At 60.0% G+C, this 12,815-nt stretch carries 10 protein-coding genes; 3 read left to right on the top strand and 7 right to left on the bottom strand.

Annotation, left to right across the window (positions count from 1 at the left end):
* Positions 1 to 2: 2 nt before the first annotated feature.
* The 4 genes from hisI to ubiE all read right to left on the bottom strand — a co-directional run bounded on the left by hisI (position 3) and on the right by ubiE (position 3,469).
* On the bottom strand, positions 3 to 395 hold the full coding sequence (gene hisI, locus APH44_RS23395) for a phosphoribosyl-AMP cyclohydrolase (RefSeq protein ID WP_054894791.1): 393 nt from the start codon (positions 393 to 395) through the stop codon (positions 3 to 5).
* A 73-nt stretch (positions 396 to 468) separates the two neighbouring features.
* The gene (gene ubiB / locus APH44_RS23390) at positions 469 to 2,079 is read right to left on the bottom strand and encodes a ubiquinone biosynthesis regulatory protein kinase UbiB (protein ID WP_054894790.1); all 1,611 of its coding nucleotides are present in this window, start codon (positions 2,077 to 2,079) and stop codon (positions 469 to 471) included.
* Positions 2,076 to 2,699, bottom strand: a complete 624-nt coding sequence (locus tag APH44_RS23385) for an SCP2 domain-containing protein (protein ID WP_054894789.1) — start codon at positions 2,697 to 2,699, stop codon at positions 2,076 to 2,078. The genes ubiB and APH44_RS23385 overlap by 4 nt, the downstream gene beginning before the upstream one ends.
* Positions 2,699 to 3,469: a bifunctional demethylmenaquinone methyltransferase/2-methoxy-6-polyprenyl-1,4-benzoquinol methylase UbiE gene (gene ubiE / locus APH44_RS23380; protein ID WP_054894788.1), complete on the bottom strand. Its 771-nt coding sequence runs from the start codon at positions 3,467 to 3,469 to the stop codon at positions 2,699 to 2,701. Before ubiE ends, APH44_RS23385 begins: the two co-directional genes overlap by 1 nt.
* A gap of 124 nt (positions 3,470 to 3,593) precedes the next feature.
* Between ubiE and APH44_RS23375 the strand changes: the two genes are divergently transcribed.
* Complete coding sequence (locus APH44_RS23375; protein WP_054894787.1) at positions 3,594 to 3,869, top strand: polyhydroxyalkanoic acid system family protein; 276 nt, start codon at positions 3,594 to 3,596, stop codon at positions 3,867 to 3,869.
* 87 nt (positions 3,870 to 3,956) lie between these two features.
* On the opposite strand, the gene APH44_RS23370 is transcribed toward APH44_RS23375, so the two are convergent.
* Positions 3,957 to 8,915: an RHS repeat-associated core domain-containing protein gene (locus APH44_RS23370; RefSeq protein WP_054894786.1), complete on the bottom strand. Its 4,959-nt coding sequence runs from the start codon at positions 8,913 to 8,915 to the stop codon at positions 3,957 to 3,959.
* A gap of 245 nt (positions 8,916 to 9,160) precedes the next feature.
* Here APH44_RS23370 and APH44_RS23365 point away from each other — a divergent pair, with 245 nt between their 5' ends.
* Complete coding sequence (locus APH44_RS23365; RefSeq protein ID WP_054894785.1) at positions 9,161 to 9,580, top strand: phasin family protein; 420 nt, start codon at positions 9,161 to 9,163, stop codon at positions 9,578 to 9,580.
* Positions 9,581 to 9,590: 10 nt separating this feature from the next.
* Entirely contained in the window at positions 9,591 to 10,394 is an 804-nt protein-coding gene (locus tag APH44_RS23360; protein ID WP_054894784.1) for a phasin family protein, read from the top strand.
* A gap of 94 nt (positions 10,395 to 10,488) precedes the next feature.
* Here the strand turns inward: APH44_RS23360 and APH44_RS23355 are convergent, their stop codons facing one another.
* Positions 10,489 to 11,103, bottom strand: a complete 615-nt coding sequence (locus APH44_RS23355) for a TetR/AcrR family transcriptional regulator (protein ID WP_054894783.1) — start codon at positions 11,101 to 11,103, stop codon at positions 10,489 to 10,491.
* 4 nt (positions 11,104 to 11,107) lie between these two features.
* Positions 11,108 to 12,790 (bottom strand): class II poly(R)-hydroxyalkanoic acid synthase, encoded by a 1,683-nt coding sequence (gene phaC / locus APH44_RS23350; RefSeq protein WP_054894782.1) that lies wholly within the window; start codon positions 12,788 to 12,790, stop codon positions 11,108 to 11,110.
* Between the last annotated feature and the right edge of the window lie 25 nt (positions 12,791 to 12,815).

Below are 12,815 nucleotides of genomic sequence, written 5' to 3'. Positions count from 1 at the left end.
GTTCAGTGCCCCGCGTGGTAGATAGTGTCAGGATCTTTCAGGACTGGGTCGACGATCTTCCATTCACCGTTTTCGAAGACACGATAGAAGCAGCTTTCACGGCCGGTATGGCAGGCGATATGACCCAGTTGCTCGACCATCAGGATGACCACGTCGGCGTCACAATCCAGGCGCAGCTCATGCAGTTTCTGCACATGGCCGGACTCTTCGCCCTTGCGCCACAGCTTGCCCCGCGAGCGCGACCAATAGATGGCGCGGTTCTCGGCAGCAGTCAGGGCGAGCGATTCACGGTTCATCCAGGCCATCATCAGCACACGCCCGGTCTTGTGGTCCTGGGCGATCGCCGGTACCAGGCCATCGCTGTTCCACTTGATCTCGTCCAGCCAGTCTTTCATCGTCGACTCCAAAACAGGCCCGCTCCCGTACCGGACCCTTTGCGCCTAGTGTGCCAGCCAGCAGCGCGGCTGGCTATCGGCGCACGATCAGGTAGAGCCCGGCGGCCAGCATCAGCCACGCAGGCCAGGCGGCCGGGGCGCTGAGGCTCGCGGCACCGGCGGCCAGGGTCGCGCCGCCACCGAGCAGGCCGGCACCGAGCAGGCGCAGCGCCCAGTTGTCGCCCGCCCGGCGGCGCTCTGGCAGTTGCGGGTCGTGCAGGTGCGGTTGCGACAAGCGTTCGAGCAGGTCGCGGGTCATGTCGGCCAGGTGCGGCAACTGCTCGGCCTGGCTATAGAGGTTGCCGAACACCGCCTTGGGGCTCATGCGCTCGCGCATCCAGCGTTCCAGATAGGGCTTGGCGGTGCTCCACAGGTCCAGGTCAGGGTACAGCTGGCGCCCCAGGCCTTCGATGTTGAGCAGGGTTTTCTGCAGCAGCACCAACTGCGGCTGAACTTCCATATTGAAACGACGGGCCGTCTGGAACAGGCGCATCAGCACCTGGCCGAAGGAAATATCCTTTAACGGTTTTTCGAAGATCGGCTCGCATACGGTGCGGATCGCCGCTTCGAATTCGTTGACCTTGGTGTGTGCCGGCACCCAGCCCGAATCGATGTGCAACTGCGCCACGCGACGGTAGTCGCGCTTGAAGAAGGCGATCAGGTTGCGTGCCAGGTAGTCCTGGTCTTCGGCGGTCAGGCTGCCGACGATACCGCAGTCGATGGCGATGTACTGCGGGCTCCACGGCTTGACCGTGCTGACGAAGATGTTGCCCGGGTGCATGTCGGCGTGGAAGAAGCTGTCACGGAACACTTGGGTGAAGAACACCTCGACACCGCGTTCGGCCAGAAGCTTCATGTCGGTGCGCTGGTCGGCCAAGGTGGCCATGTCGGTGACCGGCACGCCGTAGATGCGCTCCATCACCAGCACTTTCGGGCGGCACAGGTCCCAGTACACCTGCGGCACGTACATCAGATCCGAGCCTTCGAAGTTGCGCCGCAGCTGGCTGGCGTTGGCTGCTTCGCGCAGCAGGTCGAGCTCGTCGTAGATGGTCTTTTCGTAGTCGCTGACCACTTCCACCGGGTGCAGGCGGCGCGCATCGGCGGAGGCCCGTTCGGCCACCTTGGCGATCAGGAACAACCACGCCAGGTCCTGGGCGATCACGGGCTTGAGCCCCGGGCGAACCACCTTGACCACCACCTCTTCGCCGCTCTTGAGACGTGCCGCATGTACCTGGGCGACCGAGGCCGAGGCCAGTGGCTCGACGTCGAAGCGGCTGAACACCTCGCCGACTTTCGCACCGAGCTGCGCTTCGATCAGCGCCACGGCTTTCTGTGGGTCGAATGGCGGCACGCGGTCCTGCAGCAGCATCAGCTCGTCGGCGACGTCGGTTGGCAGCAGGTCGCGGCGGGTGGAGAGCAGTTGGCCGAACTTGATGAAGATCGGCCCCAGGTCCTGCAGGGCCAGGCGCAGGCGCGCGCCGCGGCTGAGCTCGCTGGGCTTGCGCGGCAGCCAGCGCCAGGGCAGCAGCAGGCGGATGCTCAGCAGCCACCAGGGCAGGGGCAGGTCGAACAGCAGGTCATCGAGGCGGTAGCGGATCACGACGCGCTGGATGCGCAACAGACGGCGGACGGCGAGCAGCTTCATGCGTTATCGCTGGAATCAAGAGTGTGGGAAAGGCGACGGATGCGCGCCTCGAGACGTTCGATATCGACCTTCAGCGCATCGAGCTCGCTGAATGCCGCTTCGGCTTCGCGCTGCCCGACCAGGGTACGCGATTCCTCGGCCAGGTACTCGGACAGATTCTGGCTGAACCGCGACAGGCCCTGCCGGGTCCAGCGTGCGCGCAGGCGCAAGTGGCCGGCGATCAGCGCGGTGGGGACCGGCCCCAGCCAGCGCGACAGCTCGTACTCCCAGTCGAGCTCCAGGTCCTGGAGCACGCCGACCAGGTCGAGCAACACCGCGCTGTCGCCATGCAGTTCGACCTGCGGGCTGTGCAGCACGGCGTTCTTGTCCGTGGCGAAGGCTAACTGGGCCAGGCTGCCGGCCGGCGCACGCAGGGTGCAGTCGACCTCGCCCTCCCAATGCGCAGCGAGCATCAGGCCTTCGTCATCGGGCAGGATGAACAACTGCAGGGCGGGCTGGCGGCAGTCGATGGCGATCACCTTGCCTTCCAGTGCACCCAGGCGCGGCAGCGCCGTGCTGTCCATACGCAGCACACGGTTGAGCCCGTGCTCGACGCTGGCGAGCAGCCCGGCCAGGAGCATCAGGGTTTGATTCCCCGGTGCACGGCGACGATGCCGCTGGTCATGTTGTGGTAGGTGACGCGGTCGAAACCGGCATCGACCATCATGCTTTTCAGCGTTTCCTGGTCAGGGTGCATGCGGATCGATTCGGCCAGGTAGCGATAGCTTTCCGAGTCGTTGGTGATCAGCTTGCCGGCCAGGGGCATGAAGGCGAAGGAGTAGGCGTCGTAGGCGCGCGACATCAGTTTGTTGGTGGGTTTGGAGAACTCCAGCACCAACAGGCGGCCGCCGGGCTTGAGCACACGCAGCATCGAGCGGATGGCTTCATCCTTGTGCGTCACGTTGCGCAGGCCGAAAGCGATGGTCACGCAGTCGAAGTGGTTGTCGGGGAAGGGCAGCTTTTCAGCATCGGCCTGGACGAACTCGATATTACCGGCCACGCCGCGGTCGAGCAGGCGATCGCGGCCAACCTTGAGCATCGATTCGTTGATGTCGGCCAGTACCACCTGGCCGGTCGGGCCGACCAGTCGCGAGAACTTGGCAGCCAGGTCACCGGTGCCGCCGGCGATGTCGAGCACGCGGTTGCCGGGGCGCACACCGGACAGCTCGATGGTGAAGCGCTTCCACAGGCGGTGCATGCCGCCGGAGAGCACATCGTTCATCAGGTCGTACTTGGCGGCCACGGAGTGGAAGACCTCGGCGACCTTCTTCGCCTTCTGGCTCTCGGGGACGTCCTGGTAGCCAAAGTGGGTGGTGGGTTCGGCGTGGTCGCCTTTGCGCTGGTCGTTCATATCGCTTCACCGGAAAAAATTACCGCCATTCTAGGGCGAACGGGCGGATTTGTCTTGGCGGGGTGTGCCGTCTCGCGGGCGCGGGCATAATGCCGATTATGTCTTCATTGCCTGGATACCCCGCATGACTCAGATCAGCGTCGAACGCAAACATTCCCTCGGTCGCGAAGCCGCCCGGGCCAAGGCTGAAAGCCTGGTCGACAAGCTGTCGCGCGAGTACGACCTCAAGGCCACCTGGAATGGCGACCGCGTCGATGTCGCGCGCAGCGGCGCCAACGGCAGCGTGCACATCGGCGAGGACAGCATCCGTGTCGAGCTGAAGCTGGGCATGATGCTGTCGATGATGAGCGGGACCATCAAGGGCGAGATCGAGCGCGCGCTGGACAAGGCCCTGGTGTGATCTGACGAAGCCCTCGGGGGCTGTAGGGCGCTTCCCTTGCTGCGCCCGGCAGGCGCAGCAGGGAAGCATGCAACAGGTGCTCGTTGCTCAGGCTTGCTGGTCGTGATGATGACGGGCGCCGATGCCCAAGCCCAGCATCGCCTCCATGCCCATGGTCATGCCAACCAGTCGGAACGGGGCGGTGGAAGCCAGACGTGAAAGCAAGTCCAATGCCAGCGTGCTGCCAACGCTCTGCACCCCGCTGACCATGTCCGAGGCAGTGCTGAATGCATATCTTGAGCCACCAATGAACTCGGCTTGCATTGTCCGCCCTCCAGCCCCCAGCGTCTGACCCAGCGGCTGTAGTTCGATAGCCAGCGTTCTTTCTTGAACGGCATATACGCTCATTCTCCCGACCCTGGGGGCCGCGCTGCGAACGCCACGCAAGGCTGTTTGTGCCGCTCCACGAGCGAAGCCCGCACCCAGGGTGAGGACAGCGCCTGCCACGCCTAGGCCAAATGCCACCCAGTCGAGCGTACGGGCGGTGGCAGGGTCATGGTCGCGCACCACTTCAGCAGCTATGCCGACTACGCCGGCAGCGAGTATCAATGCGCCGCCTGCGACCATCATGCCTGCTGCCAACGTCATGCCCGTAGCCATGATCGCCGCCACGCCAGCCCCCATGGTCAGCACTCCCACGACGACGCCAAGTAGTACGGCCGCTGCGATGCCCACCCATCCCCAGAACGAAATATGTCCATTCGGATCAGGGCAATTGACCGGATCCAGATAGGCATAAATGTTGTACCCCCCGGCACCGAAAGGGCTCCAGCTGTCGGGCGTGGTGAAACGCATGAGCGAGGGGCTGTATTGGCGTTCACCCAAGTGATAGACGCCGCTGACGTCGTCATACAGCCCGCCAGTCCAGGCCGCCGATAGAGGTGCATCGCTGATGCCGAAGGGGGAGCACTTGATCAGTTTCGGATCCAGAGTTCCGTCCAGGGTAATCAGCGGTGTACCCACACGGTCAGCGCAGATAAGCAGCGGTTTGTCGGTATCCGGGTGTGTAGTTGCGCAAACCTCTTCGGCAAGCCTGCACAGACGCAGGGTTTTTTCGCCCCGGCGTTCGCTGACCAGCAACGGCATGGTCATGCTCGGGTCATAGTGCCAATCGGTACGTTCGGTCAACTTGCTGCGCGAGCGCAACCGGCCTTGAGGATCGTAGTGATACAGATAGGTGTGCTCTGCGTCTTTCAGGCTGGCCAGCCGATTCAGGGCGTCGTAGCTCAGCGTCTGGCCTTTTTCATTTTTGGTCATGCAGCCATTGGCGTCGTATTTCAGCTCGATGACAGCGGGGTAATCGGCATGCGTGTGAGAGATTTTGCTCAGTTGGCAAGGCACCTGCGGATTATCGTAGTGGAAGGTTGCGGTATCCGAGCCACCGTCGAAGTGGCTGATGCAGGTGACGATGTTGCCCAGCGCGTCGTTGGTCAGTTCCAGTTTGGTGATGGCTTTACCGAAGGAATCCAAGTTCAGCTCGGAGCCTGAGCATTCGTAACCGCTAAGCATGTTGCGCTTGTCATAACTGAAGCTTTCCTTGCGTACGGTCTGCCCCTTGGCGATGACAGTGCGCGTGGCCAGTTGGCGGTTCTTGCGATAGGTGTGCTGGACCGTGACTGCCTTGCTCTTGTCGGCGGGTACGATGCGACGTTCGACTTCTTCTCCGAGCGCATTGTAGGAATATTCGATGGTCAGCTTTTCCGCGCTTTTCTTGCGCGTTATTACCTGCGACGTCATGCGGTTGAACGCACCGTATACGGCGGTGACCTTGATGTCCGGGTCATCGACTTCCACTACGTTGCCGCGGGCATCGTACCTGCGGGCTTGAGTGACTCCGGCAACATCTTTATAGCCGGTGCATCTGCCATTGGGGCTCCATGCCAATGATTGCGTAAGTGCTGGCTGGTCCTTTGCCGGCACTATCGTTTCGTTGACGGGACGACTGAGTGCACCGTAGCCAAGTGTGACGTCGAGGCCGCTCTGGTCCTCGTACTGGCTGAGCAGGCCGGTACCCTTGGCGTAGCTGAACTGATGATGAAGGTCTTTGCCTTTTATGGATTTCGCGGCGCTGCCCAGTTGGGGAATGCTTTCATAGGTCAAGGTTCCGCGCGGTGAAACTTCTTTGACGGGATCCAGGCTGTTATCGGTGTAGGTGAAGGTTCGTTGACCTGTACTGGTGCTGGAAACCAGACGCTCGAGGCCATCGAATACCTGTGTTCCAAGTACGTGAACGGTTTCTCCTGCTGTCAGTGTGATGGACTCGATCAATTCCCGACTGGAATGTGTGGGGTAGGTCTTGTTCAGCACGCTGCCATCCGAGTAGGTGGTAGTGGTGACACGCCCGAACACGTCGTAGGCGAAGCTTGTCAGCTGGCCCTGTTCGTCTGTCACCGAAGTGCGTTTACCGGCATTGTAGGTCTGGCTGGCAGTTGAGTGTGGCGTGACGGTAAGGGTGCGACTGTCGTCGGCGGTGACTGACAGAGCAAGGCGATGCACGTTGATGACATTGCCGCGCGTGTCCAGAAACTGCATTTCACATAAGCCGAACGGTTTGCTGCTCACGCAGTCGAACGGTACCTTTACCTTGGTGATCACATTGTCGTCGTTGACCCAGAACTGCATGAGGCCGTCCATTGTGCCTGCGCCTAGCTCAGCCTGACTTGAACTTTCGACTACAGTGTTGTCGAAGTATATTTTGGCGATCGCTCGATATTCAGCCGTGTCCCACGCAACGGTATAAATATAGGCTGTGGTGTTCGCATCGCCTGATGAATCTTTTTCGATATCGAAACGGGTATTGCCACTGAGATACTGCGTGAGTGCAGTTCGGTGAACGGGCGTTGGGCTGGAGTAGTCGTAGTCGATAACTTCACGAACCTTCCCGTCCAGGTAGCTTTTTTTCTGCAGGCAGTACCATTCGTTTTCAGGGTCCGAACTGCATTCCCAAACCTCGATTTCCTGGTTCCTGTTGTCGTAGATCGACAGTGTCTTGGCTCCCGTGGTGTCGGTGTGCAGGATGTAGCCACTCAGTGCTGAGCTGGGGTGTTTGTCATCCTTGAATTTCAGCGTGTCTGGCAATGCCAGACCGTGCTCATAGGTTTCTGTCGTTTCGAACTCACTGCCCGAGTTATTGAGGGTCTTGGTCAGGCGGCCTAAACCGTCCCATGTATAGCTGGAAATGTTTCCAGAAATATCCTGTTCTTCCAGGACCAGGCCGGTGCGCGTCGACACGGTACTGCTTGTGGTACATGTCAAATCGTCACGCGTCGTTAGTGTTGCAATGCGCTCTGTCTTTCCGGATGTTGAGTGGATGTAAGAAGTTTTGAGTTCTTCAGTCAAGTTAGTGCTGTCGCCATAGCCGTCGGCAGGCCATTCTGCGATGTTCAAGCAGGTTTGGAGTGCCTGCCTTTCAATGATTTCAGAGTTACTTGCATATGAGCTCATTTCGTCGACTTGCAAGTATTCGCTGTTGTTGGCGTCAGTGTGATAGCTCTCGATGTGGTCAATCGTTTGGTGTTTCAGTTTTCCAGATTGATAGCGGTTTGTAATAAGCGCTTCAGGCAGGTAGGTGATTTGCCCTTTGAATGGAGTGTCAGTTTGTTTATGTGGGGTGTAGAAGTAAAAGCGCTCAAGGTAGGTACTTTTTTCTACCGTGTCAGGGATGGTTTTTTCGTAAGCGATCAGGTTGCTTTCAGCGTCGTCCAACAGGTAGCTTAATGTTTTTTTTCTCTGGTTTTCTATCGCCTCGACCAGGCGTCCGTGAGCGTCGTATTTATAGGTTTTTGTCAGCAGGGTTGCACCATTTAGTAAATGTGTTTCTTTTGTGGTTGAGAAGAATTTATTGTAAGTGTAGTTAATTGTTTTTAAACGCTCTTTCAGTTGCGATTGCTGGTTTTTGAAATTTTCTTGAGTGCTGAGTTGGAGTAAATATGAAGTCGATACATCATTAATAATGGTGCCTCTGGAACGGATTAAGCTTTGGTTTGTGGTGGATAGCAGTTCGCATTCAATATACTTCAAAGAGTCCTCGGAGGGGCTGTTTAAGATGTCGTTGAAGGTCTTTTCTGAAAAGCTGAACTCACTCCTTGAGAGGAGTGCGCCTTTTGTGTCGTACTCAAGGCCGGTGCGTTCAATGAAATGCCCGCCTACATGGCGCAAAGTTATAGTGTATGACGTGTTTGAGCCTGTGTCGGCTTTCAGGAATAGCGTGAAGTCGTCTTCCGTGGCGTGAGCCTGAACTCTTGCGCGGACATTATAGAACGCTTTTTCCACGCTGCCGGAGGGGGAGCGTATGCTGCTCAGGGGATAAACACCAGGTTCATATGGGAGCATGTTTGTGAGTTCGTATTCAAACTTCCAATTCAGCGGTGGTTGCACACTGCTGTTTTCGATACCTAACAGGTAATTTGATTTCAGTTCTAGGGCGAAGGTTCTTTGCTCGTCCTGATCTGGCCAGAGCTTGATGACAGGGGCCTCTGCCGCGTAGTCGATCTGAAGGAGCTGTTCCTTGTCGGTATGCAGGGAATGAATGCTCTTCAATTTGACACTGTTGGCCGCTTCATCAATCTCCCAGTCCAGTGTCATGCCAACGCCGAATGCAGAGTAGCGAGACGTACAGGGGCAGAGATCGATTTTTCCGGCCTCCAGAAACTCGATGATCCCTGTGCTTCGATAGGTGACCCGGTAGCCCACGCCTGGCTCTTCTTTCAGGAATACATCACCGTTGCTGTCCGTCAAGTTCAGGTTTTCGTCTACTTGGTAAAGACGGCCATCTGATAGCGAAAGCAACTTCGATTTTTTGTTATAGACCGTCGCGGGGATCCGCCACCCCAGACCCAGTCCAAAATCGTTCTGATTGAGCGGCGAATAAAAAAGGCGAATATCGTAGTTGGGGTTGACCAATGTGCCCAGGAGGATGTTTGCCGAAAACGTCAGTGTTCTGGGATCGACGCCACTTTCGATGTAGCTGTGGAAATTTACTTTTCCGCCATGTGTGCTGGTGCTCATATTCATGTCTTCCGGGGGGGGGTGTCACCTCATCTAATAGGCTGGTTTTTGCGTCTGCAACTGGCATTTTTAACAGGTAAGCGCTTGAGGCGTGACGCCCGTGCGGCCGCAAGGCGTTGTTATAGAGCGGTTCCAGCACAATCACCAGCTTAGGGTGATGATTCTAATTTCCTCCCCTACCTTATGCTCAAGCCCGACTTCCATGGGCAGTTCCTCCCTCCCTCTACGAGCATGAGGCAACCAGTATGGCCAAAGTGAATCTCAAGCAGCAGGACAACGCCCAAGGCACCCTGAGCGAAGTGCGCGGCTACGCGCGCAAGATCTGGCTGGCAGGCATCGGCGCATACGCCCGGGTCGGCCAGGAAGGCTCGGAGTACTTCAAGGAGCTGGTCAAGGCCGGTGAAGGCGTCGAGAAACGCGGTAAGAAAACCCTCGACAAGAAGCTCGACGCGGCCAACGGCCAGCTCGATGAAGCGGCCGAGGAAGTGAGCCGGGTACGTGGCAAGGTCGAGGTCCAGCTCGACAAAATCGAAAAGGCTTTCGACGCACGGGTGGCCCGCGCCTTGAATCGCATCGGCATTCCGTCTAAACATGACGTTGAGGCGTTGTCCATCAAACTCGAACAGCTGACCGAGTTGCTCGAGCGTGTCGCGCGCAAACCATAAGGAGAGCAGGATGGCTGGCAAGAAGAACACCGAAAAAGAAGGCAGCTCCTGGATCGGCGGGATCGAGAAGTACTCCCGCAAGATCTGGCTGGCAGGCCTGGGGATCTACTCCAAGGTCGACCAGGATGGCCCCAAGCTTTTCGATTCGCTGGTGAAGGATGGCGAGAAGGCTGAAAAGCAGGCGAAGAAGGATGCCGATGCGGCCAAGTCGGCGACTACCTCGCGAGTCTCCGATGTGAAGGATCGCGCGCTGGGCAAGTGGAGCGAGCTGGAAGAGGCCTTCGACAAGCGTCTGAACAGTGCAATCTCGCGTCTGGGTGTCCCCAGCCGTAACGAGATCAAGGCGCTGCACCAGCAGGTTGACAGCCTGACCAAGCAGATCGAGAAGTTGACAGGCGCCTCGGTGGCACCGGTGTCCAAGGCCTCGGCATCGAAGTCCGCAGCGAGCAAGACCGCTGCCAAGCCATTGGCCAAGGCTGCAGCGAAACCCGCTGCCAAGCCAACTGCCAAGACTGCTGCGGCAAAACCCGCTGCCAAGACCGCCGCGGCTAAACCTGCGGCCAAGCCCGCTGCCAAAGCTGCAGCTGCCAAGCCGGCCGCCAAGCCTGCGGCGAAACCCGCAGCCAAGCCGGTAGCCGCCAAGCCTGCGGCAGCGAAGAAACCTGCTGTGAAGAAAGCCCCGGCCAAGCCGACTGCAGCCAAGCCGGCTGCCGCGAAGCCCGCCGCTCCGGCCGCAACCACGGCACCGGCAGCAAGCGCAGCAGCAACTGGCAATACGCCGTCGGCACCGGTGAGCCCAGCTAGCCAAAGCTGATATCGCGGCGTGCGTTTCGCGGGCACGTCGCAGCGGTGAGCAGCCGCTGCGACGTGCCCGCGAATGCGTCAGTGGCAACACCGCAAGTTCAGCCCTACACGTCCAGATATTTCCCCGCCAACTGCTCCGCCGCCCTGCGCGCCGGTTCCTGCAGATGCGGTGCCACCAGCATCATCACCTGGTACACCACGATCCCCACATCGCCCTCGCGCCCCAGTACCCGCTGGTAATCCAGCGAGAACAGCAGTGTCAGCGTGATCTGCTCAACCAGTTGCCCCAGCGCCTGGGTCTCGCTCACCACCAACCCCTGGCTCTTGAGGCTGGCCAGCAGCGCCGCCAGGGTGCGCTTGATCGCATTGATCAGCCCGCGCATGCCGCGTGCCAGCTTGGGCAGACGGCCGGTGAGATTGGACAGGTCCTGGAACAGGAAGCTGTACTGCGCCATGCGCTCGACGATCAGGTGCAGGAACAGCCAGTAGTCCTCGGCATCCAGGCGCACCTCAAGCGGTGGATCGAGCAGCGGCATCAACTCATCTTCGAACCGCTCGAACAGGCCCAGAACCAGCGGCTCCTTGCCGTGGAAGTGGTAGTAGAGGTTGCCCGGGCTGATGCCCAGCTCGTTGGCGATCTCCAGGGTCGAGACGTTCGGCTCGCCCTGGCGGTTGAACAGCTCAAGGGCGCAGGCCAGGATGCGGTCGCGGGTCTTCATGGGCTCAGCGTGCCATCACGTAGGTGCCAGGCGCCGGCCCGAGCGGTGGGTAGGAGGGGCTGCCCAGTTCGGTCTTCGGCGGTCTGAGGCTGCCTGAGCGGCGTGAGATCCACTCCAGCCACTGCGGCCACCAGGTGCCGTCGCTACGGGTGGCATCGTGGAACCAGGCGCGAGGGTCGCTGGAGAGCCGAGGGTTTTCCAGGTAATAGGCCTTGGGGTTGCCGGGAGGGTTGATGATGCTCTGGATGTGCCCGCTGTGCGACAGCACGAAGCGTCGCTCGCCGCCCAGCAGCAGGGCCGAGCGATACACCGCGTCCCAGGGGGTGATGTGATCGTTGCTGCCAGCCACGGTAAAGCTGTCGACCGTGACCTGCCCGAGGTCGATCGGTGTGCCGCACACCTCCAGGCCACCCGGCTGCACCAGTGGGTTGAGCTTGAAGAAGTCCAGCAGCTCGCCGTGCAGCGCAGCAGGCAGGCGAGTGTTGTCGGCGTTCCAGTAGAGGATGTCGAAGGCCGGTGGCGTCTTGCCGAGCAGGTAGTTGTTGACCCAGTAGTTCCAGATCAGGTCGTTGGGGCGCATCCATGCGAAGATCCGCGCCACCTCGCCGCCGTCGAGCACGCCGCGCTGGTAGGAGCGTCGCTTGGAGGCCTCGAGGGTCTGTTCGTCGGCGAACAGGCTGGCAGGGCTGTCGAACTGGCTGTCGAGCAGGCTCACCAGGTAGGTGGCGCTGCGCACCTTGCGCAAGCGCCCCTTGACCTGCAGATGCCCCTGCAGCGCGGCCATGGTCAGCCCGCCGGCACAGGCGCCCATGAGGTTGGGGTCGCGGTTGCCGCTGATGCTGCGACAGGCGTCCAGCGCTTCCTCCAGTGCCTGTACGTAGCTCGAAAGGCCCCATTCGCGGTGGCACGGGTCGGGGTTGCGCCAACTGACCATGAACACCTGCAGGCCGTTCTTGAGCATGTATTGCACGAAGCTGTTGGTCGGCCCCAGGTCGAATACATAGAACTTGTTGATTTGGGGCGGCACCACCAGCAGCGGGCGGGTGTACTGTTTTTCGCTCATCGGCTTGTACTGGATCAGCTCCAGCAGCTCGTTGCGAAATACCACCGCGCCGGGGGTAGCGGCCAGGTTGCTGCCGACTTCGAAGGCGCGATCGTCGACCTGGCGCGGCAGGCCATCGTTGTGGCGCAGGTCGTCGAGCAAGTGGGCTAGGCCGCGCACTACGCTCTGGCCACCGGTGTTGAGCATTTCCTTGACCGCCAGTGGGTTGAGCAGCGAGTTGCTTGGTGAAACGGCGTCGGTGAGCAGGTTGAACAGAAAGTGCGCGCGGGCTCTGTCGTCATCGTCCAGCGAGCTTTCCTCGATCCACTGGCGGGTCTGCTTCTGCCAGGCCAGGTAGGCCTGCAGGCCGCGCCGGTAGAAGGGGTTCTGACTCCAGGTCGGATCGCTGAAGCGCGCGTCCCGAGGGTGCGGCTGGTGGGGTGTGTCGCCCAGCAGCACGCGGCCCAGCTGGCCGCCGAGGCTCAGCAGATGGTGGGCGGTGTGCAGCGGATTGCGCAGGCCGATGCTTCCGACCTGACGCAAGGTCGAGATCAGGTCGCGACCGCGCAGGCCGGCAATGGCGTTCTGCACGTTCATGCTGGTGGCCGGGATCGGTGTCGTCCCCTTCGCCGGTTTGTCCTTCATGGCAACAATCCCTCGTCGATCCTTG

Source organism: Pseudomonas sp. NBRC 111143 (assembly GCF_001320965.1).
In the GTDB taxonomy this organism is placed as follows: domain Bacteria; phylum Pseudomonadota; class Gammaproteobacteria; order Pseudomonadales; family Pseudomonadaceae; genus Aquipseudomonas; species Aquipseudomonas machongensis.
The sequence above is the reverse complement of the archived record's forward strand: the minus strand, read 5'-3'. Positions and strand labels throughout refer to the sequence as shown.

Bases quoted from the DNA above. Each gene is read 5' to 3' on its own strand.
- APH44_RS23360 (WP_054894784.1), top strand. From the start codon at position 9,591: ATGGCTGGCAAGAAGAACACCGAAAAAGAAGGCAGCTCCTGGATCGGC.
- hisI (WP_054894791.1), bottom strand. From the start codon at position 395: ATGAAAGACTGGCTGGACGAGATCAAGTGGAACAGCGATGGCCTGGTA.
- APH44_RS23375 (WP_054894787.1), top strand. From the start codon at position 3,594: ATGACTCAGATCAGCGTCGAACGCAAACATTCCCTCGGTCGCGAAGCC.
- ubiB (WP_054894790.1), bottom strand. From the start codon at position 2,079: ATGAAGCTGCTCGCCGTCCGCCGTCTGTTGCGCATCCAGCGCGTCGTG.
- phaC (WP_054894782.1), bottom strand. From the start codon at position 12,790: ATGAAGGACAAACCGGCGAAGGGGACGACACCGATCCCGGCCACCAGC.
- APH44_RS23370 (WP_054894786.1), bottom strand. From the start codon at position 8,915: ATGAGCACCAGCACACATGGCGGAAAAGTAAATTTCCACAGCTACATC.
- APH44_RS23365 (WP_054894785.1), top strand. From the start codon at position 9,161: ATGGCCAAAGTGAATCTCAAGCAGCAGGACAACGCCCAAGGCACCCTG.
- ubiE (WP_054894788.1), bottom strand. From the start codon at position 3,469: ATGAACGACCAGCGCAAAGGCGACCACGCCGAACCCACCACCCACTTT.
- APH44_RS23385 (WP_054894789.1), bottom strand. From the start codon at position 2,699: ATGCTCCTGGCCGGGCTGCTCGCCAGCGTCGAGCACGGGCTCAACCGT.
- APH44_RS23355 (WP_054894783.1), bottom strand. From the start codon at position 11,103: ATGAAGACCCGCGACCGCATCCTGGCCTGCGCCCTTGAGCTGTTCAAC.